A 24,258-nucleotide genomic window follows, 5' to 3' on the forward strand; every position below is an offset into this window, starting at 1 on the left:
TCACGGCCGGGGCCCGTCGCGTGTCGCCACCAGCCGATCGGCGTCCGCCGTTCACCTGCCGGACACCCCGGCAATACTTGTGTCATGTGACCCGTTTAGGGTCGCAGCGGTCCGAATCGAACCTGGCCGACGTCGGGGCAGACAGGGAGCGTGTCGTTGTTGAGCAGAATTCGCAGCCAGCAGGGTCTCGCCGCGGTGGGCGCGACGCTCCTCGGCTACGCGGTCATGGTCCTCTCCGGAGTACTCGGCCTGGTGGTGCCGTTCGCGGTGGCCGCCGTGGTCGCCTTCGCCGGTGAACTGGCCCTGGCCGGGCGGCACACTCCGACCGCCGAACTGCTCGACAAGGCCGGGCTCGGCGAGACCTTCCGGCGGCTGGTGCGGGACCTGTCGGTGGTCCTGCTGGTGGTCGTCTCGGCCCGCCCCGGCGTGGCCGGCACGATCGCGGTGCTGCTGCTGCCCGCCGCGCTCTGGACCGTTGCGGTAGCCACGAACGCGGTGACGAAGGTGATCGACGGGCGGGTCGACCCCCCGGCGTACACCCGCAACATCGACCTCGGCGCGCTGCGGCGCGTCCCGGTGCCGCCGGCCTGGGCGCGGTGGCTGGCCGGGCTGAACATGCCGCTGCTCAACGTGCTTCTGGTGCCGGCGGCGGTGGTGGCCGCCGCGCGCGACCAGGTCGCCCCGGTGGTGGTCACCGGCCTGGTGACGCTCGCCGCCGGCCTGGTCACCGCCGCGGTGCTGGCGCTGACCGCGCTGCGCGGCCGTGGCAGCCAGCCGGGCGTGCTGCCCGCCGTGCACGACTGGATGGCCCGGGAACGGCCCGAGGTCGCGCTCTACTTCGCCGGCCCGGCCAAGGACGTCTACCAGGCCAACATGTGGCTCGCCCCGGTGGAGGCGACCGGCCGCCGCGCGGTGGTTCTGCTGCGCGCCGCTGACGCGTTCGAGCAGCTCGCCGACACCCGGCTGCCGGTCATCTGCGTGCCGGCCGGCGTCGACTTCATGAACCTCGACCTCAGCTCGCTGCGCGTGGCGCTGTACGCCGCGAACGTCGGCGCCAACATCCACCTGCTGCGGGAACCGGGCGTCAAGCACGTCTTCGTCGGCCACGGCGACAGCGACAAGCAGGCGAGCGTGAATCCGTACAGCAAGGTGTACGACGAGGTCTGGGTGGCCGGGCCGGCCGGGCGGGAGCGGTACGCGCGCGCCGACGTCGGCGTGCTGGACCGCGACATCGTGGAGGTCGGCCGGCCGCAGCTCGCCGGGGTGCACACGTTCGGCTCCGGCGCCGCCGACCACCGCTTCACCGTGCTCTACGCGCCCACCTGGGAGGGCTGGCTCGACGACGACCCGTACCACACCTCGCTGGTGCTGATGGGGGAGCGGATCGTCTCCGGGCTGCTCGCCGCCGGTGACGTGCGGGTCATCTACAAGCCGCACCCGCTGACCGGCAGCCGGTCGGCGAAGGCGCGGGCCGTACACGAGCGCATCGTGGGCCGGATCAAGGCGGCCGGCGGCGACACCGATCCGTCCTCGCTGGACGGGACCGCGCACCTGGTGGTCACCGGCCGCACGCCGGGGCTGTTCGACTGCTTCAACGTCACCGACCTGCTGGTCAGCGACGTGTCCAGCGTGGTCTCCGACTTCGTGCAGAGCGAGCGGCCGTACGTGGTGGCGAACCCGGCCGGCCTGTCCGAGGACGAGTTCCGCCGGCAGTTCCCGACCGCGCGCGCGGCGTACCTGCTCTCGGCGGACTGCGGCGAGCTGGCGAAGATCCTCGACGTGACGCGGTCCGGCGACGACCCGATGACCGGGGCGCGACGGGAGCTGAAGGAGTACCTGCTCGGCCCGGCCGGGTCGAACCCGATGGACCGCTTCCGGGACGAGATCGGCCGGCTCTGCGGCTGAGGCGTACCCATGACGAGGGGCGACGACCGGCCTGGTCGTCGCCCCTCGTCGCCTGGTCAGCCCTGGTGCGGCGGGTTGTCGACGTCGCGGGAGACGACCTCGCCCTTGGCGTCGACCCAGCCCTTCGGCCGGGCCGGGTTGCCGGCCACCAGCTGGTACGGCTTGACGTCGCGGGTCACCACCGAACCGGCGGCGATCATCGCGTACTCGCCCACCTCGATGCCGCAGACGAGCGTGGCGTTCGCGCCGATCGAGGCGCCACGCCGGATCAGCGTCGGCGTGATCGTCCAGTCCGGATTCTGCGCGCGCGGGCGGAAGTCGTTGGTGAACACGGCGCAGGGACCCACGAACACCTCGTCCTCGATGGTCACGCCCTGGTAGACCGAGACGTTGTTCTGGATTTTCACCAGGTCGCCCACCGTGACGCCCGCGTCGACGTAGACGTTGCGGCCGATCACGCAGCCGGCGCCGACCTGCGCGCTCGACCGGATGTGCGCCAGGTGCCAGACCTTGGTGCCGTCGCCGACCTTGGCGCCGTCCTCCACGTCGGCCGTCGGGTGGACGAAGACGGAGGCGGACCGGTCGTTGCTGTCAGTCATCTCAACTCGCATCGTGGCAGGGCGCGTCGCGCCGTCGGGCGGGCTCGACGCAGCATAACGAGCGCTCACCCGAGCAGTTCGGCCACCGCGTCGGCGGCGGGCCGGTCGGCCGGCAGCGGATGCGCGGCGACGACAGCGTCCACCGGCAGCGCGGCGTACAGGTGCGGGAACAGCGCGCCGCCGCGGGACTCCTCCCAGCGCAGCGCGACGCCGAGCCGGGACTCGTCCACCGCGAGCACGGTCAGGCCGGTGACCCCGGCGAAGAACCTCCGCGCGGTCTCCACCACCTGGTCGGCGGCGGACAGGTGGACGTAGCCGTCCTGCCGGTCCATCGCGGTGCCGGCGAACCGCCCGTCCGCCCGTGCCCGCGCCCACTCGTCGTCGGAGAGAATCTTGTAGATCACGCCAGCAGCCTAGAGCGGCCTCGCGTCCCGGCGGCGCGTCTGCCACCATTCGCAGGGCACACGTCGAGCGGAGGGAGGAACGGGTGCGGATCCTCCTGGTCGAGGACGACCGTCGGGTCGCCGCCGCGCTGTCGTCCGCGCTGACCCGGCGCGGCTACCAGGTGGAACACGCCGCCACAGTCGCCGCGGCGCTCTCCGCCGCCCCCTGCGACCTGGTGCTGCTCGACCTGACGCTGCCCGACGGCGACGGCACCGAGGTGTGCCGCGAGCTGCGCCGCCGCAGCAGCCAGCTCGGCATCATCGCGGTGACCGCCCGTGGCGAGGAACGCGACCGGGTGCTGGGCCTGCGGCTGGGCGCCGACGACTACGTGGTAAAGCCGTTCTCGATGGTGGAGTTGCAGGCGCGCATCGAGGCGGTGCTGCGCCGCGCCGCGCACACCGTCCCGGAGCGTCACCTCATCGAGGCCGGGCCGGTGCGCATCGACGTCGGCGGCCGGACGGTGAGCGTGGACGGCCGGGACGTGTCGCTCACCCGCAAGGAGTTCGACATCCTGCTCTCGCTGGCCCGCCAGCCGGGGGTGGCGGTGCCGCGCGAGCGGATCCTGCTCGACGTGTGGGGCACCACCTGGGCCGACCGGCACACCGTGGAGGTGCACGTCGGGTCGCTGCGCGGCAAGCTCGGCGACGCGACGCTGGTGGAGACCGTGCGCGGGGTCGGTTACCGGCTCCGCGGCGCGTGAGGAGGGGCCCGTGCGGCGCCGACTGGTGATCAGCTACCTGCTGCTGATGGTGCTCGTCCTGATCGCCCTGGAGACGCCGCTGGCGTTCACGCTGGCCTCCCGGGAGACCGACCGGGTACGCGCCGACCGCCTCGCCGACGCCACCCGGTTCGCCTCGCTCGCCGGCCCGGCGCTGCGCGGCGGCAGCCCCGGTCCGCTCGACGGGGAACTGGCCGCCTACGACGCCCTCTACGGCATCGGTGCCGCGGTGGTGGACCGGGAGCGCCGTACCGTGGCCGCCTCGTCGGCCTGGGAGCCGGGCGCGGGCACCGGCGCGGCGCTCGACACCGCGCTGTCCGGGCAGCAGTTCAGCGGCCCCGAGTCGGTCTGGCCGTGGGACGGCGGGCCGGTGGTGACGGCCGTGCCGATCAACGACGGCGGCGAGGTGCTCGGCGCGGTGGTGACCACCAGCCCGGCGGACGGGGTGCGCCGCACCGTCAGCGCGTGGTGGCTGCTGCTGGCCGGCATCGGCCTGCTCGCGGTGCTGGCCTGCGTCTCGACCGCGTTCGGGCTGGCCGGCTGGGTGCTGCGCCCGGTCACCGAGCTGGACGCGGTGACCCACGAGATCGCCGAGGGCCGCCGGACCGCGCGGGTGCGCCCCCGGCTCGGCCCACCCGAGCTGCGCCGGCTCGCGACGAGCTTCAACGACATGGCCGACGCGGTCTCCGACGTGATGGACCGGCAGCGCGCCTTCGTCGCGCACGCCAGCCACCAGCTCCGCAACCCGCTGACCGCGCTGCGGCTGCGGGTCGAGGAACTGGGTCCCAGCCTCAGCGACGCGGACGGGCGGGCCGAGCACCGGCTGGCGCTGGAGGAGACCGACCGGCTGGCCACCGTGCTCGACGCGCTGCTGACCCTGGCCCGCGCCGAGCGGGAGGAGAACCAGCGGGTCACCGTGGACGCCGCCGCCACCGCCGCGTCCCGGGTGTCCGCCTGGCTGCCGCTGGCCCGGCACTGCGACGTCGCGCTGCGCCTGGACGCGGACGGCGAGCCGGTGTACGCCCGCACCGTACCCACCGCCATCGACCAGGCGCTGGACGCCCTGATCGACAACGCGGTGAAGTTCAGCGGGGCCGGGGGAGAGGTGACGGTGACGGTCCGCGCCGCCGAGGGCGGTACGACGCTCACCGTCCGGGACACCGGCCCGGGCATGACGGCCAGCCAGCTCGACCAGGCCACCGAACGGTTCTGGCGGGCGCCGGACGTGCAGAACGTGGACGGCGCGGGACTCGGGCTGACCATCGCGGCGGTGCTCGTGGACGCCTCGGACGGCCGGCTCACCATGCGCCGGGGCGAGCCCCGGGGCCTGGTCGCCGAGTTGTGGTTCCCGGCGCCCGCCGACGATCCGGGTGAGGCCGGCGGGGAGGCCGAGACCGCCGAGCCGGTGGGCCCGCGACACGACGGCGAGCCGGCCACCCGCTGACCGCGCGCGGGCTCAGGGCTTCGCGGCGCGGTACCACTGCGCCGCGCCCGGGTGCAGCGGCAGCGGGGTGGTGACGATCGCCGACCGCTGGCTCATCCGGCCCGCCGCCGGGTGCGCGGCGGCCAGTTCCGCCCGGCGCTCCATCAGCAGCCGGGTCACGTCGCGCACCAGCGCGGCGGGCAGGTCGGCGCGGACGATCAGGTAATTCGGGTTCGCCACCGTGCTGACCGGCTCCGCCTGGTACATGGAGCGGGGGATGTCCCGGGTCACGTAGACCTGCCCGTACCCGCGGCGCAGCGCCTCGGTCCACTCGCCCAGGTCCACGATCCGCAGCGAGGTCCGCTCCGCCAGGTCGGCGACGCCGCGTACGGGCAGTCCGCCGGAGAAGAAGAACGCGTCGATCCGGTCCTCCCGCAGCGCGGTCATCGAGTCGTCCAGCCCGAGGTGCTCCTGGCGGATCCGGTCGCCGTCGAGCTGGGCCACCTCCAGCAGGCGGGTGGCGGTGATCTCGGTGCCGGACCCGTCGGCGCCCACCGAGACCCGCCGGCCGCGCAGGTCGGCGAGCGTGCGGATCGGGCCGCCGGCGCGGGTGACCAGGTGCAGCAGGTCGTCGTAGACGCGGGCCACGGCGAGCACCGACGGATGCTCGGGTTCACGTGCCGGGAGCACGTCGGCCTGGGTGAAGCCCAGTTCCGCCGCGCCGGACCCGACCAGCCGGACGTTCTGCGCCGAGGCGGCGGTGACCACCACCTCGGCCCGTACCCCGGGCAGCTCCCGGTTGAGCACGGCGGCGAGCGACTGGCCGAAGGCGTGGTAGACGGCGGTCGGGCTGCCGGTGGCGATGCGGATCCGGGTCGGCTCGGCCGGCTCGTCCCGGCATCCGGCCAGGCCGGAGACGAGCAGCAGCACCAGCACGAGCGGGGCGGCGGCGCGCACAGGCCAGTGTCGGCTCACGGGCTGCACTCTGCGCCGTGCACCCGCCGCCGCGCAAGCCCGCCGCCGGGCCGGTCAGCCGGCGGCGGCCAGCTCCGCGCTCTCGGTGATCCGGGTCCGGTGCTCTCCGTTGGGCACGATCACCAGGAAGCAGCCCGCGCCCGGCCGCAACGCCGCCGGCACCTCCAGCAGCGCCGCGCTGCGGACCAGCACCGCGGCCAGGTCACGGTCGGCCAGCCGGATGCCGAGGCAGTGCCGGCGTACGTGCCGGCCGCCGGCGAGCAGCGCCGCCCGCCAGGCCGCCGCCGCCAGCCGGGGCCGCCAGAGCCGCCGCGCCGCCGAGGCGCCCGGGAACGGCCCGCCGAGCAGTTCCCGGCGGCCCTGCCGCCAGCCCGTGGTGAGCAGATTCGCGTACGCCGCCCGGTGCTGCGGCGGCACCGCCAGCCGGTGCAGCTCGTAGCGGCGGCGCAGGCCACCGGTGGTCAGTTCGTGCTGCACCGGCACGTCGAGTCGACCCAGCAGCTGCCGCATCCGGTGCGCCGCGTCCTCGCGGTTGAACTCGGCGATCCCGCCCCGGTGCGGTCCGGGGTCCAGGCGGCGTACGTCGGCGGCCGGCGGCGGCGTGCAGCGCACCATGCAGGCGATCTCGAAGGCGTCGGTCAGGGTCAGCCAGTCCAGCGGCGGGGACGGGCGGGGGCGGTCGAGCAGCGAGGTGGGCTCGGCGAGCATCGGCGCAGCTCCTCGGTCAGAGTCGGGGTACCTCTACCGTTGCCGCCAACGGCCGGGTCGGGAACCGATGCGGCCGAGCCTTGAGCAAAATTTGCGGGAAGCCCGCCGGTCAGAGTTCGGTGACCACCAGGTCGACCTGCCGGGGCCGCCCGGCCGCCCGGGGCGCCTCCTCGACCGTGTACTTCAGCTCCCGAAGCGCCCCCACCAGCGCGTCGGCGGTACGCGGCCGGGCGTCGGCGAGCAGCAGATCCCGCACCAGCCGCCCCTTCGTCGCCTTGTTGAAGTGGCTCACCACCGACCGGGTCGGCGTGCCGTCCACGGTCCGCTCGTGCAGCACCCGCACCGTCACCGTCCGCTCGGCGAGCGCGCCGCGCGGCGTCCAGGTGGCCGCGTACGCGCCGGAGCGCAGGTCCAGCACCGGGCCGCGTCCGGCGGCGGGCTCCAGCACCGGCCCGAGCGCGCCACGCCAGTACGCCGACAGCGCCCCGAGCCCGGGCAGCCGCGCCCCGATCGGGCAGCGGTACGGCGGGATCCGGTCGGCGAGGCGTACCGCGCCCCACAGCCCGGAGCTGATCAGCACCTGGCGGCGGGCCGCCCGCTGCGCGTCGGGGGGCAGTGTGTCCAGGCCCAGCGCCTCGTAGAGCACCCCGGTGTAGAGCCGCCCGGCCGGGGCGGTCGCCGCCTCCCGCAGCCGGGCGTTGCGGCGCAGCTCGCCGCGCTGCCCCTCGGTGAGGCCCAGCGCGGCCAGGGCCGCCGTCTCGTCCGGCCCGGCGCACAGGTCGACGAGCGCGGTCAGCACCGCCTCCCGGGCCGGGTTCAGCTCGGTCAGGGACAGCCGGGACAGGTCCAGCCGGCGGCCGGTGCCGGCCTCGGCCTTCCCCTCCGACGGGGGCAGCAGGATGAGCACCGGCACAGCGTACGGGCCGGGCTCAGCGCCACGGCCGCACGGCACGGTCGGGGTGGTACACGCGACTGCCGCCCACCTCGGCCACCACCGCCGCGTCGGCGCGGTCACCAAGCAGCCGCCGCAGCGTGCGCTCGGCGGGGGAGCCGACGTCCAGCACGTACCCGGGCCGTTGCGCGCGCGCCACCCGCTGCCAGTACGCCGGATAGCGGTTCTGCCCGGGCGTCAGCGCCCCGTCGAGCACGCCGCAGGCCACCGTCTCTCCGGTGTTGAAGATCAGCCGGTTGCAGGTCCAGTAGTCCCCGTACACCTCGTGCAGACCGGCCTCCCGCACCGTGTCGGCCAGGCGGCGGGCCGTGCGCTCCTCGTCCCGTACGCCCGGCACGCCGGGCAGGAACGCCACGGTCCCGGCCAGCGTGGCGGCGGTCAGCCCGGCCAGCACCACGGCCGCCGTGGCGCCGCCGAGCCGGGCGGCCGGACCGGCGGTTCTGCGCAGCGCGTGCGCGGCGGCCAGCCAGAGCGGCCACAGCACGGCCGGCAGCGAAATCTGCAGCACCGACAGGTACCGGGAGTTGCCGAGTGGGTCGGTCGCGGCGAGCGGGCTGCGCACGTACGCCAGCAGGGTCAGCGCCGCGCCCACTACCAGCGCGAGGATCGCCGCGGCCCGGACCCGCGCGGCGTGGTCGGCGGCCCGGCGGTACGCGACCAGCCCGAGCGCGGCGGCGGCCACCAGCAGCACCGGGTAGAGCACGCCGAACCACTGCGTCCAGCGCGCGCAGCCGTCCATCGGGCACAGGCCGGACGCCAGCGGCACCCCTTCCAGCAGTCCGCCGCGCAGCCGTTCGGCCAGCGACGGCGCGACGCCCTCCTTGGTGCTGATCTCCCGGAACACCGACAGCGAGTCCTGCCCGGCCGGCGCGACGATGTTGTCCTTCACCACCGGCGCGATCCCGGCGGCGAAGCCCGCCACCAGCAGCACGCCCGGCCAGCCGATCAGCTCCCGGGGCATGGCCAGGACCAGCACCACGCCCGCCACCAGCAGGTACGGCGCGATCAGCCAGTCCGACCAGAGCGCCAGCCCGGCGAGCAGCCCGAACGCGCCGGTGGCCAGCCAGCGGTGCCGGACCCGCTCCTCGCCGAGCGCGACCGCGAGCAGCAGCATCGCCAGCACCGCCGGCTTCACCTCCGGACGGCCGCCGACCACTGTGAGCTGGTCGCGGACCACCCGCTCCGAGCCGAGCGCCAGCAGGCCCACCACGACGACCGCCAGCCAAGGGGAGAACAGGCGGCGGGTCAGCCGGTACGCCAGCCACAGGAACACCGCGAACAGCGCGAGCAGCGGCAGCCGCAGCACCGGCCAGCTCGGCCCGGCCCAGCCGACCAGCGGCGCGGCCAGGTAGGACTCCAGCACGCCCATGTAGCGCTGGCCGTAGAGGAAGACCGGCCGCTCACCGCGCTCGGCGATGTGCAGCGCGGCCAGCCCGAACGTGGCCTCGTCGCTGTTCGACGCGGGCACCGTGAGCAGCGTCAGCACCAGGCGGTAGCCGACTCCGGCCACACCGAGCAGCAACGCTGCCAGCGCCGGCGCGTCCGGACGCGGCCGCACCCGGTCCCGCTTCGTCGTCGACACGACCAACGCCCCCGTCGTCGCCCCGACCGCAGTCTGTCACGGCGGAACGCGGCTCCGAGGGCCGATCGGTGTGGATCACTCGCGTGGCCGGGCCCGGCCGGGTGTGGCAGTGTTGCAGCGTGCCACCCACACCACCGGACCAGCTTGCCGTACCGCGACTGCACCGCGCCGCGCGCTTCGAGGACGCCGTGCACGGCCTGGTCGAGCGCCGGTTGCGGCGCACCGGGTGGCAGCCCAACATCATCGCGTACGCGGGCTACGGCGCCCCGGGCTGGGCGCGGGTGCTCTGCCGGGTACTGCTGGGCCGCCCGGACACCCGGCGGCGGGGCCGCCTGGACAAGGTGCGGGGCTGGCGCAGCTTCGCCACGCTGCCCGCCAAGCACATCCGGGTGACCATCGAGGCCGACGGCGTGCGCCAGGAGGTGACCGCCGACCGCAGCGGGTTCGTCGACACCGTGATCGAGGCCGACTTCACCCCCGGCTGGGGCTGCGTACGCCTCAGCGTCGCCGACGCCGAACCGGTGGAGGCGCTGGTGCGCGTGCTCGACCCGGCCGTCCGGTTCGGCATCCTCTCCGACATCGACGACACCGTCATGGTGACCGCGCTGCCCCGGCCGCTGCTGGCCGCGTGGAACACGTTCGTGCTGGACGAGCACGCCCGCACCGCGGTGCCGGGCATGGCGGTGCTGTACGAGCGGCTGGCCACCGCCCACCCGGGCGCGCCGGTGTTCTACCTGTCTACCGGCGCCTGGAACGTCGCGCCGACGCTCACCCGGTTCCTGTCCCGCCACCTCTACCCGGCCGGGCCGCTGCTGCTCACCGACTGGGGGCCGACCGCGGACCGGTGGTTCCGCAGCGGCCGGGAGCACAAGCGGGCCACGCTGGCCCGGCTGTCCCGGGAGTTCCCCGAGGTGCGGTGGCTGCTGATCGGCGACGACGGGCAGCACGACCCGGAGATCTACCGAGAGTTCGCCGCCGCGCACCCGGACCACGTCGCAGGGGTGGCGATCCGGCAGCTGTCGCCGACCCAGTCGGTGCTGGCCGGCAGCCTGCCCGCCCCGGCCGGGCGGTCGTCGTCCTCCGGCCCGGTGGGCCAGAAGTGGCTCAGCGCCCCCGACGGCGCCGGCCTCTGGAAGCTCCTCCGCGAAGCCGACCTGGTCTGACCGCCGGCCCCTCCTCTTCGCGTCGATCATGAGGTTGACCGCCTTGTAGAGATCAACAACTGCCGTCAACCTCATGATCGGCGGCCGACTGTCACGGCGTCACCACGATCTTGCCCGTCGCCGTTCCCTTCTCCAGGTACCGGTGCGCCTCGACGATGTCGTTCAACGTGAACACCCGGTCCACCATCGGTTGCAGCACGCCGGTGCGGACACCAGCGGCCAGGAACGCGGCGACGCGCCGGGCGGTCACCGGGTCGACCATGTCCGCAAAACTCATGTAGCGATAGATGGTCAGTGACGGATTCGCCGGGAACGACGCCGGGCGCGGGTCCAGCCAGCCCACCGTGGCCAGGGTGCCGCCGAGCTTCGCAGCCAGCGACAGCTCGGCCAGGCCCGGGCCCATGACAGCGTCCAGGATGATGTCGGCGCCCACCCCACCGGTGTGCCGCCGGGTGGCCTCCCCGATGTCCTCCCGGTCGGTGGCGATCACCGCGGCGGCTCCGGCGGCCAACAGGCTCTCCACTTTGGCGCTCTGCCGGGTGACCGCGATCGGCACGGCGCCGATCTGGTTGGCGATCTGGATCGCGGCCCGCCCGACACCGCCCGACGCCGCGGTGATCAGGACCTGGTCCCCGGGCCGCATCCCGGCTCTGTCCACCAGCGCGCCGTAGGCGGTGAAGTACGACACCCAGAGCGCCGCCGCAGCGACGGGCTCCAGCCCGGCGGGCCGTGGCACGACCCGGTCGGCCGGCAGCACTGTGTACTCGGCGTACGCACCCCTGGTCTCGAAGTCGGGTATCGCACCGAGGATGACCGGGTCGCCGACGGCCAGCCCGGTCACCCCGGACCCGAGCGCGTCGATCACACCGGTCCCCTCGACGCCCAGCCGCGCGTGCGGCAACGGCACGGGCCGCGGGGACTGCCCGGCCCGGACCATCTGGTCGAGCGGGTTGACCGCGAAGGCCTCGATCCGTACGCGTACCTCGCCGGCCGCGGGCTCGACGACCGGCTCGTCGACGACGCGCAGAACGTCCGGACCGCCGGTCTCGTCGAACACGACTACTCGTGGCATGAATGGCTCCTTGCGTTCCTGAAGGGCTTCGCCGCAAGACGCTACGGAGCCGATAGGAACCCGCTGGTACCTTTCGACTTTGTGCACGACACCCCGGGCCCGGTCTTCCTCGCCGATTGCCCCACCCGCCTGGCCGTCGAGATCATCACCGAGAAGTGGGCGGTGATCGTGCTGTTCGCACTCAGCCTGCAACCCCGGCGCCCCGGCGAGCTGGCCCACCTCATCGGCGGCATCTCCCACAAGGTCCTCACCCAGACCCTGCGCCGCCTGCAGGCATACGGCCTGGTCGAACGCCACGCCTACGCCGAGGCACCCCCACGCGTCGAGTACAGCCTCACTCCACTCGGGCAGACCCTGGTCGAGCCGATCAAGGTTCTGACCGACTGGGCTCGAGACAACGGCGAAGCGATCATCGACTTCCAGGAACAGAACGAGCGCTGAACCAACCCGCCCAACCGAAGACGCTGTCTCAGTGCCGGCCGCCGTGGCTGTTCTGGCGGTACTCGCACTCAGGCAGTTGCGGGTAGGAGCCAGAGAACGCCCAGCGGGGGGACCCGCAGGGAGACCGATGCGGGCAGGCCGTGCCAGGGGATGTTCTCCGCGTGCACCTCGCCCAGGTTGCCCACGCCGGAACCGCCGTAGTGGTTCGCGTCGGTGTTCAGCGCCTCGGCCCACGTACCTGCTGCCGGCAGGCCGATCCGGTAGTCGTCCAGCGGCAGCGCGGAGAAGTTCGCCACGCACACCAGCGTCTGCCCGTCCGGGGCGATCCGGATGAACGACACCGCGTTGTTCGCCACGTCGTCCCCGGCGATCCAGCGGAAGCCGGCCGGGTCGGTGTCCTGCGCCCAGAGCGCCGGGCTGGCCCGGTAGACGCGGTTCAGGTCGGCGACCAGCCGCTGCACGCCCGCCCGGGCCGGGTCGTGGGTGAGGTACCAGTCGAGGCCGCGCTCCTCGCTCCACTCCCTGTCGTCGGCCAGCTCGCAGCCCATGAAGAGCAACTGCTTGCCCGGATGCGCCCACATGTACGCCAGCAGCGCCCGCACGGTGGCCAGCCGCTGCCACGTGTCGCCGGGCATCTTGCCGGCCAGGGAGCCCTTGCCGTGCACCACCTCGTCGTGGCTGATCGGCAGCACGTAGTTCTCACTCCACGCGTACGCCAGCGAGAACGTCAGCTGATGGTGGTGGTGCTGCCGGTAGATCGGGTCCTTGGAGGTGTAGAGCAGGGTGTCGTGCATCCAGCCCATGTTCCACTTGAACCCGAACCCGAGCCCGCCCTCGGAGGTCGGTTTCGTGACGCCGGGCCAGGCGGTGGACTCCTCGGCGATCATCAGCACGCCCGGGTGGTGCCGGTAGACGGTGGCGTTCACCTCCTGAAGGAACGCGATCGCCTCCAGGTTCTCCCGGCCGCCGTGCACGTTCGGCGCCCACTGCCCCTCGGAGCGGGAGTAGTCCAGGTAGAGCATCGAGGCCACCGCGTCCACGCGCAGCCCGTCGATGTGGAACTCGTCCAGCCAGTACAGCGCGTTGGCGACCAGGAAGTTGCGGACCTCATTGCGGCCGAAGTCGAAGACGTACGTGCCCCAGTCGGGGTGCTCGCCGCGACGCGGGTCGGGGTGCTCGTACAGCGGGGTGCCGTCGAAACGCGCGAGCGCCCACTCGTCCTTCGGGAAGTGTGCCGGCACCCAGTCCAGGAGCACGCCGATGCCGGCGGCGTGCAGCCGGTCCACCAGATACCGGAAGTCGTCCGGGTCGCCGAACCGGGCGGTGGGCGCGTAGTAGCCGGTGACCTGGTAACCCCACGAGCCGCCGAACGGGTGCTCCATCACCGGCAGGAACTCCACGTGGGTGAAGCCCATCTCCAGCACGTACGCGGTGAGCTGCTCGGCCAGCTCCCGGTAGCCGAGGCCCGGCCGCCACGAGCCCAGGTGCACCTCGTACACGCTCATCGGCTCCTGGTGCGGCGCCTGCCGCGACCGGCGCGCGAGCCAGTCCGCGTCGCCCCACTCGTACCGTGACTCGTGCACCACCGACGCGGTGGCCGGCGGCACCTCGGTGCGCGCGGCCATCGGGTCGGCCTTGTCCCGCCACCTGCCGTCGGCGCCCAGGATGCGGTACTTGTAGCGGGTGCCCACCGGCAGGCCGGGCACGAAGATCTCCCACACGCCGCTGGACCCGAGCGACCGCATCGGCCACCCGTCGTCCGGCGCCCAGCCGGTGACGTCGCCGACGAGCCGCACCGCGCGGGCGTTGGGGGCCCAGACGGTGAACGCGACGCCCTCGTCGAAGACCCGGGCGCCGAGCGCCGCCCAGAGCCGCTCGTGCCGGCCCTCGCCGATCAGGTGCAGGTCGAGGTCGCCGAGCGTGGGCGGATAACGGTACGGGTCGTCGTGCGTCGTGCCGTCCACCTCGACCCGGTAGTCGAGCACCTCGCCGGGGAGCACCGCCTCGAAGACACCGGCGTCGTGCACCCGCTTCATCGGGTGCGCCTCGCCGTCGACGAGCAGCGTCACCTCACCGGCGCCCCGGCGCAGCGTCCGGATCGTGGTGCTCCCGCCGGCCGGGTGTGCGCCGAGCACGGCGTGCGGGTCGTGTACCTCGCCGGTGATCAGCTGGTCCATCGGGCGTCGTCCTTGTCGGCCGGTGCGGTCGGGGCGGTGCCGCCGGAGAGGTCGGCGGGTACGTCTTCGACTGTCAGGTCTGGTGCGGCCGGCCGCTCCGGTTCGGCGGGGGCCGGTGCGGCCGGGCGGCGCACGGTGAGCACGTGCGCCGGTTGCAGGTACGGGTCGAGGCGTACCGCGTTGCGCTGCCCCCAGTCGTACTCGGCGCCGGTCAGCTCGTCGCGCACGGTGAACCGCTCGTGCCAGTCCAGCCCGAGCGCCGGCATGTCGAGCGTGGTGTTGCCCCACTGCACCTCGCGGGAGTCGAACGAGCAGACCACGATCACCGTGTTGCCGGTCTGGAGGTCGTGCTTCGACCAGCACAGCAGCGCCGGGTTGTCGATGTCGTGGAACCGCAGGTTGCGTAGCTGGTGCAGGGCGGGGTTGTCCCGGCGTACCCGGTTCAGCGTGGTGATGAACGGCGCCAGCGACCGGCCCTGCGCCAGCGCGGCGTCCCAGTCCCGGGGCCGCAGCTCGTACTTCTCGTTGTCCAGGTACTCCTCGGCGCCCGGCCGGGCCACGTGCTCGAACAGCTCGAACCCGGCGTACATGCCCCAGGAGGGGGAGAGCAGCGCGGCCAGCACCGCCCGGATCTTGAACATCGGCGGGCCGCCGTGCTGCAACGACGAGTGCAGGATGTCCGGCGTGTTCGGCCAGAAGTTCGGCCGCATCCAGTCGACCGAGGCGACCAGCTCCTCGCAGTACTCCCGCATCTCGGCCGCCGTCGTGCGCCAGGTGAAATAGGTGTACGACTGGGTGAAACCGATCTTGCCGAGCCCGTGCATGATCGCCGGCCGGGTGAACGCCTCGGCCAGGAACAGCACGTCCGGGTCGACCTTCTTGACCTCGGCGATGAGCCAGTGCCAGAAGTCGAACGGCTTGGTGTGCGGGTTGTCCACCCGGAAGATCCGGATGCCCTCGCCGACCCAGTGCAGCACCACCCGCAGCACCTCGGCCCGGATGCCCTCGGGGTCGTTGTCGAAGTTCAGCGGATAGATGTCCTGGTACTTCTTCGGCGGGTTCTCCGCGTACGCGATGCTGCCGTCGGCCCGGGTGGTGAACCACTCCGGGTGCTCGGTGACCCACGGGTGGTCCGGCGCGCACTGCAACGCCAGGTCCATCGCCACCTCCAGCCCCTGCTCGGCGGCGGCCGCGACGAAGTCGCGGAAGTCCTCAGGCGTACCCAGATCGGGGTGGATGGCGTCGTGGCCGCCCTCGGCCGCGCCGATCGCCCACGGCGAGCCCACGTCGTCCGGCCCGGCGGTGAGCGCGTTGTTGCGGCCCTTGCGGTTGACCCGGCCGATCGGGTGGATCGGCGGCAGGTAGAGCACGTCGAAACCCATCGCCGCGACACCCGGCAGCCGCTCCATGGCGGTGGCGAACGTGCCGGAACGGGCGGGCGCGTCGACTGTCGCCGGGACCGCGCCCTCGGAGCGGGGGAAGAACTCGTACCAGGCGGAGAAGAGCGCCCGGGGCCGGTCCACCCAGAGCGTGCGCTCCTCGCCGGTGGTGACCAGCTCACGGACCGGGTGCTCCCAGAGCAGGTCGGCCAGGTCCAGCGCCGCGCTCACCCGCCGCGGCAGGTCCAGGCCGTCGTCGGCCAGGGCCCGCGCGGCTTCGCGTACGCGATCCCGGTCGGCCTTCGGCACCAGCTCCAGCGCGGCGGTCAGCACGCGTACGCCCTCGGCCAGGTCGTTCGCCAGCTCGGCCGCGCCCTGGCCGGCGGCGAGCTTCTTGGTGACCGCGTTCTGCCAGGTTAAGTACGGATCCTGGAACGCCTCCACGGCGAAGCGCCACAGGCCCACCGCGTCCGGGCGGATGGTGGCGTGCCAGCGGTCCTGGCCGGGTTCGCCCGGGCGCATCCGGGTGAACGGGCGGGCCGCGCCGTCCGGGCCGAGCCAGACCACGTTGCACCCGAGCGCGTCGTGGCCCTCGCGGTAGGCCCGCGCCGACACCGGCACGACCTCGCCGACCACCGCCTTGGCCGGGTAGCGACCGCAGGAGACGACGGGGGAGACGTCTTCGATCGGGAACCGTCCAGTCACCCGCTCAACCTACTGCGCGAGATCCTCTCGCGCTCGGTTGCACGCTGCTTCCGCGGCGCCACGCCTTGGCGCGCCGCATGTAGCGCAGCACCCCGGCCGGCCCGGTGGAGACGGGCCAGTCGTCGGTGCGGAAGTAGGCGTCCGAGCCGCCGTCCAGGAAGATCACCGAACCGCAGAGGAAGTCGGCGGCCGGCGACAGCATGAACGTCACCCACTCGCCGACGTCCGCCGGCTGGCCGCGCCCGCCGATCGGCACCGGCAGCCCCTCGACCGCCTCCTTCTCGCCCCGGGCGATCTGCTCCTCCAGCAGCGGGGTGGCGATGATGCCGGGGGCCAGGACGTTCACCCGGATGCCGGCGCCGGCCCACTCCGGCGAGATCGCGGCGCGGCGTGCCCACCGCGTCACCGCCAGCTTCGAACTCGCGTACGCGAACGGCGCCGAGCGCTTGCCGAAGCGCCCCACCACGCGCAGCGCCCGGTCGGCGTCGCGGTCGAGCAGGGCCCGTACGGCGCGCTCCGGCACCATCGGGGTGAGCGTGACGGAGTTCGAGCCGAACACCACGACCTTGCTGTTGCCGGCGGCGGCCAGTGCCGGTCGCCACGCCTCGAGCAGCTCCACCACGCCGAAGAAGTTGACCTGCTGCACGAGGCGGTCCCGGCCGGGGATGCCGCCGAGCCCGGCGGCGCAGACCGCCCCGTCGAGCCGCCCTCCGGCGCGCTCCAGCACCTCGGTGGCCGCCGCCGCGCGCCCGGCCGGTGTGGAGAGGTCGGCGATCACCTCCACGTCCCGCAGGTCCACGCCGACGACTGTGTGCCCGTCGCGCCGCAGCCGCTCGGCGGACGCCCGGCCCATGCCCGAGGCCGCGCCGGTCACCGCGTACGTACCCATGTCGGTTCCTCCGCTTCGCCGGCGGTCGTCCGGGTCGGCCCCGTGCGTCCTGCCGGATGCTGGCACGCCGGGCGGCCCCGGGTGCGGTGATCGCGACAAGACCGTGCCTATTCCGCCGTCCGGCGGGCCGGGGCCTGGTCGGCGGCGGAAAGCTTGCCCGCCGCGTGCCGCCCGACGATGTAGCCGTAGACCAGGCCCTGGCCGATGGTCGCCCCGGCCCCCGGGTAGGTGCGGCCGAAGGCGTTGGCGGCGGCGTTGCCGATCGCGTACAGCCCGGGGACCGGTGTCCCCGCGTCGGACAGCGCCCGGCCGAGGCCGTCGGCCCGGATCCCGCCGCAGGTCCCGAGGTCGGACAGGACGACCCGGACGGCGTACAGGTTGCCGGCCAGGGGCCGCAGGTTCGGGTTCGGCGTCACCGTCGGGTCGCCGTAGTAGCGGTCGTACGCGCTGGCGCCCCGCGCGAAGTCGTCGTCGACGCCGGCCGCGGCGAGCTGGTTGAACCGCGCCAGGGTGGCGCTCAGCGCGTCGGCGTCCACGCCCATCGAGCGGGCGAGGTCACCCGGGTTGCCCGCGCGGTGCGCGATGCCCGCCGCGTACCAGGACTTCGGCAGCGGGGCGCGGGGGAACTGCGTGCCGGCGAAGACGTAGCTGTTGCGGTACCGCTGGTCGAAGACCAGCCACATGGCCGGCAGCGCTCCGCCCTCGTCGGCGAGGCCGAGCACCCGCTGCCCGAACGTCATGTAGTCGCAGGACTCGTTGACGAACCGGCGGCCCGTGCCGTCCACCATGAGCGACCCGGGCAGGGAACGCTCGGCGAGGAGCACCGACGGCGCGGCGTCGCCGACCGGCGCGACGGCGGGGAACCACCACGCCTGCTCCATCAGGTCGGTGCCGGCGCCCGCCTCCTGCCCGGCGCGGATCCCGTCGCCGGTGTTGCTGTCCGCGCCGAGGCTCCAGTCGCCCAGGTCGCGGTGGTGGTGGGCGTGCCGCAGCGGCAGGTCGTGGTCGAAGCCGCCGGTGGCGAGCACGACGCCCCGCTCGGCCCGTACGTCGAACGTCGTCTCCCCGTGGCGCAGCTCGGCCCCGACGACCCGGTCCCCCTCGACCAGGAGCCGCTCCAGCGCGGTCTCGGTCCAGACCGGGATGCCGGCGCGGCGGACGCCGGCGAACAGGCCGGCGGCGATGGCCTGGCCGCCGGCGGCGTACTCGCGCCCGAGCGCGAGGCCGCCGAGGCCCTGGGCGAGGCGGGTCACGATGCGGGGCAGCGCGCGAACCGGGGTCTTCGCCATCAGGTTGAGCCACTTGTAGTCCGCGCCGGTGACCGGCATGGGCACTGGTGCGGAGAGGACGGCGGGACGCAGCCGCGCGCGGTCGGCGCCGAGGACCTTCAGGTCGAGCGGGCGGCACTCGCAGCTGCGGCCCTCGGCGGTGCCGCCGGGCAGCTCCGGGTGGTAGTCGGAGTAGCCGCGGGCCCAGAGGAACCGCATCGGGGTGGTCCGCGTGAGCATCTCGATCGTGGCGGCGCCGTGCTCCAGGAAGCTGCGCCAGCGCTGTTCGGGCGCGGAGCCGTCCACGACTGCTTCCAGGTACGCCGCGCCGCGCTCGGGCGTGTCCCCGGAGCCCTCGGCGGCCAGCACGGGATTGGCGGGGATCCAGAAGGCGCCGCCGGAGCGTGCCGTGGAGCCGCCGACCCAGCGCGACTTCTCCACTACCACGACGGAGAGGCCGGCCTCGTGGGCGCTGAGCGCGGCGGCGAGGCCGGTGCCGGAGCCGATCACGACGAGGTCGACCGAGGTCGGCCGGGGCTGCCGGGGTACGGACATCGGGGGACTCCTTGCTACGGGGCGACGACGGGCCGGGTGCCGGCGGCGACGAGCGCCGCCGTCCCCTCGGCGTCCAGGGGGCAGTGGGTGCCGGTGAAGATGCTGGCGGCGCAGAGGTTGCAGTGGGTGCAGCGCGACCGGGCGGTGGCGTCGCGGCTGATCCTGTTGATCAGATCCGGCTCCCGGAGCAGTGCGCGGGCCATCGCGACGTACTCGAAGCCGTCGCTCATGGCCGTGCGCATCCCGTCGAGGTCGGTGACGCCGCCGAGCAGGATCAGCGGCATGGACAGCTCGCGGCGGAACCGGAGCGCGAGGTCGCGGAAGTAGAGCGGCTGGTAGGGGTAGTCGCGGAACAGGAACCGGCCGAACATCTTCATGCCGAGCCGCAGCAGCGGCGGCTGGGGCGCGGCCATCGCCGCCAGCGGGATGTCGCCCCGGAACAGGAACATCGGGTTGAGCAGCGAGGACCCGCCGGTCAGCTCCAGGGCGTCCAGGTGCCCGTCGGCCTGCACCATCCGGGCGAACGGGATCGACTCGTCGAGGTCGAACCCGCCGCGTACGCCGTCGCTCATGTTCATCTTGGCGATGACGGCCACGTCGTCGCCGACTGCCTCCTTGACGGCGGCCAGGATCCGGCGCGGGAACTCGGCGCGGTTGGCCAGCGCGCCGCCGAACTCGTCCCGGCGCCGGTTGAGCTTCGGCGACAGGAACGATCCGGCGAGGTAGGTGTGGCCCAGGTGCACCTCGACGGCGTCGAAGCCCACCTCGCGCGCCGCCGCGGCGGCGCTGCCGTGTGCGGCCACGATGCGGCGGATGTCGTCGTGCGTCGCGGCGCGGTCGAAGCCCATCGCCAGGGGGTTGAACCGCGCCGACGAGGCGAGCGAGGGCAGCCCGTTCGAGCGGGAGTTCGCCACCGGCCCGGCGTGGCCGATCTGGGCGCTGACCTTGGCGCCGGTGGCGTGCACCGCCTCGGTCAGCCGGAGCAGCCCGGGCAGCGCCTCGGGCCGCCAGTAGATCTGGCCGCGTTCGGTGCGCCCCTCGGGCGCGACGGCGAGGTAGGCGACGGTCGTCATGCCGACGCCGCCGCGGCCCACGGCGGTGTGGTACTCGATCAGGCGGTCGGTGACCAGGGCGTCCGGGGTCGCCCCCTCGAAGGTCGCGGACTTGATGACGCGGTTGCGCAGGCGCACCGGACCGAGGGTGGCGGGGGCGAGCGGGTCGGGAATCGGGCGCGTGGTGGTCACGGGGCTTCCTCGGGTGTGGTGATGCGGATGTCCAGCCGGCGCAGCAGGGCGTCGACGGCGTTAGCGGGCGAGCCGTCGGGGCCGCCGCGGGCCCAGTCGTACAGCGCGCCCTGGGCCGCCTCGCGGTACGCGGCGGCGACGGCCTGGTAGATCGCCGTCGGCGCTCCCGGTCGGCGCCGGGCGATCTCCCGGGCGAGGGCCTCGGTCCAGGGCGCGTAGGCGCGGGCGGAGGCTTCCGCCAGTTCGGGCTCCTCGGCGACGACCCGCATCCAGTACCCGCCCGCGCTGAGCACGAGCGCGTCGTCGGAGACGGAGGCGACCACCGCGGCGCGCAGCGCGTCCGACAGCGGGATGTCCAGGGGCAGCGTGCGGAACGCCTCGGACAGCCGCCGGGTGGCGGCGGGCACCCCCACCCAGGCGAGGGCGGCCTTGGACGGGAAGTGCCGCATCAGGGTGCGGGCGCTGATGCCGGTGGCCGCGGAGATGTCGTCCCAGCCGGTGGCGCCGTAGCCGCGCTCCGCCCAGAGCCGCAGGGCCGCGGTGCCGACCGCTTCGGGATCGAGCACCGTGGGCCGGCCACGTCGGCGCCGCGCGGGCAGGTTGTCCGAGGCCATGTGACCAGTGAAGCATTTTTGGCAGGAAGCGTCAATAATCGGCGGCAGGCCGACGCCGCTGCGTGACGAAGACGAACTCCCGACCGGGGCGGTCAGGCGCCTCCCGCACGTCGAGCACCCGGAATCCGGCGGCGGTCAGGCTCGACTCGACCTCGTCGCGGTCGCGGAACCGCAGCGTCGAGTCCGACGTGACCACCGCCCCGTCGGTCAGGAACCGGTAGGTGAAGCGGAAGGAGACGAACGGCAGGTCGACCGCGGTGACCCGAAGACGCCGCTCCACCCGCCCGACGCCCGGGACAGACCGGACGACCGGGCCGGTGTCAGTCGCCCATTCCTCCCAGGCGCGGTGTTCGGGACGCCGGGTCTCGAAGACGAGATGCCCCTGCGGCCGGAGCGCGGCGTGGATGCCCTGGAGCGTCCGCCCCCAGTCGGCGTCGGTCAGGAAGACCTGCGCCACGTTCCCGGTCATCGTGGCGAGGTCGGCGTCGAGCGCGGGCAGCGCCGTGGCGTCGCCGTGGATCCAGTGGACCGCGCCGGCCCCGTCCTTGGCCCGCGCGACGTCGAGGGACGCCTCGGCCGGGTCGACGCCGACGACCGTGTGCCCGTGCCGGGCCAGGAGGACCGACAGCGACCCCGTCCCGCAGCCCACGTCGAGCACCGTGCGCGCGCCCAACGCCCTGGCGAGCGCGAGGTGGGCGGCCAGGTCGTCCCGGTCGCCGTCGAACGCGTCGTAGACCGGCGCGAGGCGCGGATGGGCGAAGGTCGCATCGGGCATCGGGCGACCCTACTTCGGCCTGTGACACGTATCATCTGTATTACGTGACAGGAGGACCGCGATGAGGTTGAACAGCAAGGGGCAGGTGACCATCCCGGCTGAGCTGCGTGCGCGGCACAACCTGCACGAGGGCGACGAGGTGGACGTGATCGAGGAGGGCGGCGCCCTGCGCATCGTGCGCGTCGAGGACGCGGAAACCCGTGGGCGACGCCTGGTCCGGCGCATGCGTGGACGAGGCGCTGCTCGAGAGGTCGAGGGCATGTCGACAGATGAGCTGATGGAACTGCTCCGTGGCGAGTGAGCGGGTCCGGGCCGTGGCGGGCCGAGCCACCGACACGGTCGCGACCCTCGTCGATACGAATGTCCTGCTGGACATCTTCACCGACGACCCGAAGTGGGCAGACTGGTCCGGCGACGCCCTGGCCGCTTCCCGTGATGCCGGCCTCCTGGTGATCAACCCGATCGTCTACGCCGAGGTGTCCGTGCGCTTCGCCCGCGTGGAGGACCTCGATGACGCGCTGCCGGCCACCGACTTCCTCCGCGAGGAACTGCCCTACCCGGCCGGTTTCCTGGCCGGCAAGGCGTACGCGCGGCACCGGTCGCGTGGGGATGCCAAGCGTTCGCCGATCGCCGACTTCTACATCGGCGCTCACGCAGCGGTCTGCCGCTACCGGCTGCTGACCCGCGACAGCAGCCGCTACCGCAGTTACTTTCCCGGATTGACCCTCATCGCGCCCGACGATTGATGTTCCGCCAGGGCCGTCAGCCGAGGTCGTGCTCGACCGGTGTGGTGTTGAGGACCCAGGCGAGCGGCATGGTGGCCCGTACGTCGTAACGCGAGCCGTTCAGGCGGTGCATCGTGACGGTCTGCGCCGGGTCCTGCTCGACGACCCAGTACTGCGGGATGCCCGCTCCCGCATATTCGCCGCGCTTGGTCACCGTGTCGATGCCCTCGGAGCCGGGCGAGACGATCTCGACCACGAGAAGCACGTCGCCCGGTGGCAGCCACACGCCGTCGGCCTGCGTCTTGCTCCACACCACGAGGTCGGGGATGCGTCCACCGACGCCGCCGTGCCGGCCCGGGATGCGCAGCCCGACTGCCTGGGCGACGTGATCCGCCGGTACGCCGCCCTGGGCGAGCCACACCATGAGCCGGGTCGCGATGATCGCATGGGCGTATCCCGGCGGCGGCATGATCGAGAGAACTCCCTCAGGGCTGATCTCGTATCGATGGTGCTCGTCCGCGGCCATCATCGCGGTCAGGTCGTCGAGCGACACGGTCGACGGCATGGATCTGCCCACCGCCTCCGCGCTCATGCCGGAATCGTACCGGGCCGAGCGCGCTCGCGGCCGACACGGACGCGCCGGACGGTGTGCGGCGTGCCGCAGTCCGGGCCGGGCCGTCGTCTCGGGCGGACTGTCAAGAAGGTGCCCTTCCTCTACCGCAGGCGTTAAGAAGGTGCCCTTCCTTACACCCCCACCGAGCGGTAGACCTCGAGCGTCTGGCGGGCGATCGCGTCCCAGGAAAAGTGCTCCACCGCGCGCCGCCGCCCGGCCGCCCCGAACGCGGCGATCCGCTCCGGGTCGGCCAGCAACTCGTTCATGCGCGCGGCCAGGTCGGCCACGAAACGCTCCGGGTCCAGCGGCGTGCCGGACCCGTCACCGGCCTGCTCGATCGGCACCAGCAGTCCGGTCTCGCCGTCGGCCACCACCTCCGGGATGCCGCCCGTGGCGGTCGCCACCACCGCCGTCTCGCAGGCCATCGCCTCCAGGTTGACGATGCCCATCGGCTCGTACACGGACGGGCAGACGAAGATCGTGGCGTGGGTGAGCACCTGGATCACCTCGTGCTTGGGCAGCATCGCCGCCACCCAGACGACCCCCGACCGCTTCGCGCGCAGCTCGGCGGCCAGCTCCTCGACCTCCGCGCCGATCTCCGGCGTGTCAGGTGCGCCGGCCAGCAGCACCAGCTGGACGTCGGCGGGCAGCTCGCGGGCGGCGCGCAGCAGGTACGGCAGGCCCTTCTGCTTGGTGATCCGCCCGACGTAGACCACGCTGGGCCGGGACGGGTCGATGCCGAGCCGGTCGAGCACGTCGGTGTTCCGGTCCGGGGCGTACTGCGCGGTGTCGATGCCGTTGTAGACCACGCGGACCCGGTCCGGGTTAACCGCCGGGTACGCGGTGAGCACGTCGCGGCGCATCCCCGCGCTCACCGCGATGATCGCGTCGGCGGCCTCGAACGCGGTCCGCTCGCACCAGGAGGAGAGCGCGTACCCGCCGCCGAGCTGCTCGGCCTTCCACGGGCGCAGCGGCTCCAGACTGTGCGCGGTGACCACGTGCGGCACCCCGTGCAGCAGCTTCGCGGTGTGCCCGGCCAGGTTGGCGTACCAGGTGTGGCTGTGCACCACGTCGGTACCGGCCGTGCCGGCGGCCATCTCCAGGTCGACGCCCATGACCCGCAGCGCGGCGTTCGCGCCGGCCAACGCGGCCGGCTCGGCGTACGCGGTGACGCCGGGTTCGTCGCGCGGCGCGCCGAAGCAGTGCACCCGCACGTCGGCGAGCCGGCGCAGCTCGCGGGCGAGGTATTCCACGTGCACGCCGGCGCCGCCGTACACCTCCGGCGGGTACTCGCGGGTGAGCAGGTCGACGCGCATCGGTGCCATGCCCGCA

23 protein-coding genes are annotated in these 24,258 nt (G+C 73.6%); 7 read left to right on the forward strand and 16 right to left on the reverse strand.

Annotated elements, in window-relative coordinates:
• Nucleotides 1–156: 156 nt before the first annotated feature.
• A complete protein-coding gene (locus tag BAW75_RS11785) occupies nt 157–1,905 on the forward strand; it encodes a CDP-glycerol glycerophosphotransferase family protein (RefSeq protein ID WP_104113631.1) in 1,749 nt (582 codons plus the stop codon).
• Between the two features lie 56 nt (nt 1,906–1,961).
• On the opposite strand, the gene BAW75_RS11790 is transcribed toward BAW75_RS11785, so the two are convergent.
• Both BAW75_RS11790 and BAW75_RS11795 read right to left on the reverse strand, forming a co-directional pair.
• On the reverse strand, nt 1,962–2,504 hold the full coding sequence (locus tag BAW75_RS11790; RefSeq protein ID WP_030499741.1) for an acyltransferase: 543 nt from the start codon (nt 2,502–2,504) through the stop codon (nt 1,962–1,964).
• A gap of 65 nt (nt 2,505–2,569) precedes the next feature.
• Nucleotides 2,570–2,908, reverse strand: coding sequence for a DUF952 domain-containing protein (locus tag BAW75_RS11795; protein ID WP_104113595.1), 339 nt, complete (start codon nt 2,906–2,908; stop codon nt 2,570–2,572).
• Nucleotides 2,909–2,991: 83 nt separating this feature from the next.
• On the opposite strand from BAW75_RS11795, the gene BAW75_RS11800 reads away from it, so the two are divergent.
• On the forward strand, nt 2,992–3,648 hold the full coding sequence (locus tag BAW75_RS11800; RefSeq protein ID WP_043325105.1) for a response regulator transcription factor: 657 nt from the start codon (nt 2,992–2,994) through the stop codon (nt 3,646–3,648).
• Between the two features lie 10 nt (nt 3,649–3,658).
• Complete coding sequence (locus tag BAW75_RS11805) at nt 3,659–5,110, forward strand: sensor histidine kinase (RefSeq protein ID WP_064447481.1); 1,452 nt, start codon at nt 3,659–3,661, stop codon at nt 5,108–5,110.
• 12 nt (nt 5,111–5,122) lie between these two features.
• On the opposite strand, the gene BAW75_RS11810 is transcribed toward BAW75_RS11805, so the two are convergent.
• From BAW75_RS11810 to BAW75_RS11825, 4 genes are all read right to left on the reverse strand, one after another.
• Entirely contained in the window at nt 5,123–6,064 is a 942-nt protein-coding gene (locus BAW75_RS11810; RefSeq protein ID WP_083297126.1) for a TAXI family TRAP transporter solute-binding subunit, read from the reverse strand.
• A 54-nt stretch (nt 6,065–6,118) separates the two neighbouring features.
• Complete coding sequence (locus tag BAW75_RS11815) at nt 6,119–6,772, reverse strand: hypothetical protein (RefSeq protein ID WP_030499746.1); 654 nt, start codon at nt 6,770–6,772, stop codon at nt 6,119–6,121.
• Between the two features lie 109 nt (nt 6,773–6,881).
• Nucleotides 6,882–7,685, reverse strand: coding sequence for a peroxide stress protein YaaA (yaaA, locus tag BAW75_RS11820; protein ID WP_084789663.1), 804 nt, complete (start codon nt 7,683–7,685; stop codon nt 6,882–6,884).
• Nucleotides 7,686–7,701: 16 nt separating this feature from the next.
• Nucleotides 7,702–9,306, reverse strand: coding sequence for a hypothetical protein (locus BAW75_RS11825; protein WP_104113596.1), 1,605 nt, complete (start codon nt 9,304–9,306; stop codon nt 7,702–7,704).
• A gap of 119 nt (nt 9,307–9,425) precedes the next feature.
• On the opposite strand from BAW75_RS11825, the gene BAW75_RS11830 reads away from it, so the two are divergent.
• Nucleotides 9,426–10,469, forward strand: a complete 1,044-nt coding sequence (locus BAW75_RS11830) for an App1 family protein (protein ID WP_402928813.1) — start codon at nt 9,426–9,428, stop codon at nt 10,467–10,469.
• A gap of 91 nt (nt 10,470–10,560) precedes the next feature.
• On the opposite strand, the gene BAW75_RS11835 is transcribed toward BAW75_RS11830, so the two are convergent.
• Complete coding sequence (locus BAW75_RS11835; RefSeq protein ID WP_064447484.1) at nt 10,561–11,541, reverse strand: zinc-dependent alcohol dehydrogenase family protein; 981 nt, start codon at nt 11,539–11,541, stop codon at nt 10,561–10,563.
• A gap of 81 nt (nt 11,542–11,622) precedes the next feature.
• On the opposite strand from BAW75_RS11835, the gene BAW75_RS11840 reads away from it, so the two are divergent.
• Entirely contained in the window at nt 11,623–11,982 is a 360-nt protein-coding gene (locus BAW75_RS11840; protein ID WP_043325101.1) for a winged helix-turn-helix transcriptional regulator, read from the forward strand.
• 68 nt (nt 11,983–12,050) lie between these two features.
• Here BAW75_RS11840 and glgB read toward each other — a convergent pair whose 3' ends face one another.
• The 7 genes from glgB to BAW75_RS11875 all read right to left on the reverse strand — a co-directional run bounded on the left by glgB (nt 12,051) and on the right by BAW75_RS11875 (nt 21,588).
• Nucleotides 12,051–14,159: a 1,4-alpha-glucan branching protein GlgB gene (gene glgB, locus BAW75_RS11845; RefSeq protein ID WP_104113598.1), complete on the reverse strand. Its 2,109-nt coding sequence runs from the start codon at nt 14,157–14,159 to the stop codon at nt 12,051–12,053.
• Complete coding sequence (locus BAW75_RS11850) at nt 14,147–16,243, reverse strand: alpha-1,4-glucan--maltose-1-phosphate maltosyltransferase (RefSeq protein ID WP_104113599.1); 2,097 nt, start codon at nt 16,241–16,243, stop codon at nt 14,147–14,149. Before BAW75_RS11850 ends, glgB begins: the two co-directional genes overlap by 13 nt.
• 4 nt (nt 16,244–16,247) lie before the next feature.
• A complete protein-coding gene (locus BAW75_RS11855; protein ID WP_104113600.1) occupies nt 16,248–17,132 on the reverse strand; it encodes an SDR family oxidoreductase in 885 nt (294 codons plus the stop codon).
• Between the two features lie 107 nt (nt 17,133–17,239).
• Nucleotides 17,240–18,955 (reverse strand): 3-ketosteroid-delta-1-dehydrogenase, encoded by a 1,716-nt coding sequence (locus tag BAW75_RS11860; protein WP_104113601.1) that lies wholly within the window; start codon nt 18,953–18,955, stop codon nt 17,240–17,242.
• Between the two features lie 14 nt (nt 18,956–18,969).
• A complete protein-coding gene (locus tag BAW75_RS11865; RefSeq protein ID WP_104113602.1) occupies nt 18,970–20,199 on the reverse strand; it encodes an NADH:flavin oxidoreductase in 1,230 nt (409 codons plus the stop codon).
• A complete protein-coding gene (locus tag BAW75_RS11870; protein WP_104113603.1) occupies nt 20,196–20,813 on the reverse strand; it encodes a TetR/AcrR family transcriptional regulator in 618 nt (205 codons plus the stop codon). The genes BAW75_RS11865 and BAW75_RS11870 overlap by 4 nt, the downstream gene beginning before the upstream one ends.
• A gap of 31 nt (nt 20,814–20,844) precedes the next feature.
• The gene (locus tag BAW75_RS11875; protein WP_104113604.1) at nt 20,845–21,588 is read right to left on the reverse strand and encodes a class I SAM-dependent methyltransferase; all 744 of its coding nucleotides are present in this window, start codon (nt 21,586–21,588) and stop codon (nt 20,845–20,847) included.
• A 61-nt stretch (nt 21,589–21,649) separates the two neighbouring features.
• Between BAW75_RS11875 and BAW75_RS11880 the strand changes: the two genes are divergently transcribed.
• Together BAW75_RS11880 and BAW75_RS11885 are read left to right on the forward strand one after the other, a co-directional pair.
• A complete protein-coding gene (locus tag BAW75_RS11880) occupies nt 21,650–21,889 on the forward strand; it encodes an AbrB/MazE/SpoVT family DNA-binding domain-containing protein (RefSeq protein WP_104113605.1) in 240 nt (79 codons plus the stop codon).
• Complete coding sequence (locus tag BAW75_RS11885; protein ID WP_104113606.1) at nt 21,879–22,334, forward strand: type II toxin-antitoxin system VapC family toxin; 456 nt, start codon at nt 21,879–21,881, stop codon at nt 22,332–22,334. Before BAW75_RS11880 ends, BAW75_RS11885 begins: the two co-directional genes overlap by 11 nt.
• A gap of 16 nt (nt 22,335–22,350) precedes the next feature.
• On the opposite strand, the gene BAW75_RS11890 is transcribed toward BAW75_RS11885, so the two are convergent.
• Both BAW75_RS11890 and glgA read right to left on the reverse strand, forming a co-directional pair.
• Nucleotides 22,351–22,905, reverse strand: a complete 555-nt coding sequence (locus BAW75_RS11890) for a Uma2 family endonuclease (RefSeq protein ID WP_244206088.1) — start codon at nt 22,903–22,905, stop codon at nt 22,351–22,353.
• Between the two features lie 152 nt (nt 22,906–23,057).
• Entirely contained in the window at nt 23,058–24,251 is a 1,194-nt protein-coding gene (gene glgA / locus BAW75_RS11895; RefSeq protein WP_064447489.1) for a glycogen synthase, read from the reverse strand.
• Between the last annotated feature and the right edge of the window lie 7 nt (nt 24,252–24,258).

Origin of the sequence: Micromonospora chalcea (assembly GCF_002926165.1) — a bacterium.
Classification (GTDB): Bacteria; Actinomycetota; Actinomycetes; order Mycobacteriales; family Micromonosporaceae; genus Micromonospora; species Micromonospora chalcea.

Excerpts from the sequence above, each read along its gene's own strand:
- BAW75_RS11790 (WP_030499741.1), bottom strand. The coding sequence starts at position 2,504 with ATGACTGACAGCAACGACCGGTCCGCCTCCGTCTTCGTCCACCCGACG.
- BAW75_RS11815 (WP_030499746.1), bottom strand. The coding sequence starts at position 6,772 with ATGCTCGCCGAGCCCACCTCGCTGCTCGACCGCCCCCGCCCGTCCCCG.
- BAW75_RS11835 (WP_064447484.1), bottom strand. The coding sequence starts at position 11,541 with ATGCCACGAGTAGTCGTGTTCGACGAGACCGGCGGTCCGGACGTTCTG.
- glgB (WP_104113598.1), bottom strand. The coding sequence starts at position 14,159 with ATGGACCAGCTGATCACCGGCGAGGTACACGACCCGCACGCCGTGCTC.
- BAW75_RS11855 (WP_104113600.1), bottom strand. The coding sequence starts at position 17,132 with ATGGGTACGTACGCGGTGACCGGCGCGGCCTCGGGCATGGGCCGGGCG.
- BAW75_RS11860 (WP_104113601.1), bottom strand. The coding sequence starts at position 18,955 with ATGTCCGTACCCCGGCAGCCCCGGCCGACCTCGGTCGACCTCGTCGTG.
- BAW75_RS11870 (WP_104113603.1), bottom strand. The coding sequence starts at position 20,813 with ATGGCCTCGGACAACCTGCCCGCGCGGCGCCGACGTGGCCGGCCCACG.
- BAW75_RS11875 (WP_104113604.1), bottom strand. The coding sequence starts at position 21,588 with ATGCCCGATGCGACCTTCGCCCATCCGCGCCTCGCGCCGGTCTACGAC.
- BAW75_RS11880 (WP_104113605.1), top strand. The coding sequence starts at position 21,650 with ATGAGGTTGAACAGCAAGGGGCAGGTGACCATCCCGGCTGAGCTGCGT.
- BAW75_RS11890 (WP_244206088.1), bottom strand. The coding sequence starts at position 22,905 with ATGAGCGCGGAGGCGGTGGGCAGATCCATGCCGTCGACCGTGTCGCTC.
- glgA (WP_064447489.1), bottom strand. The coding sequence starts at position 24,251 with ATGGCACCGATGCGCGTCGACCTGCTCACCCGCGAGTACCCGCCGGAG.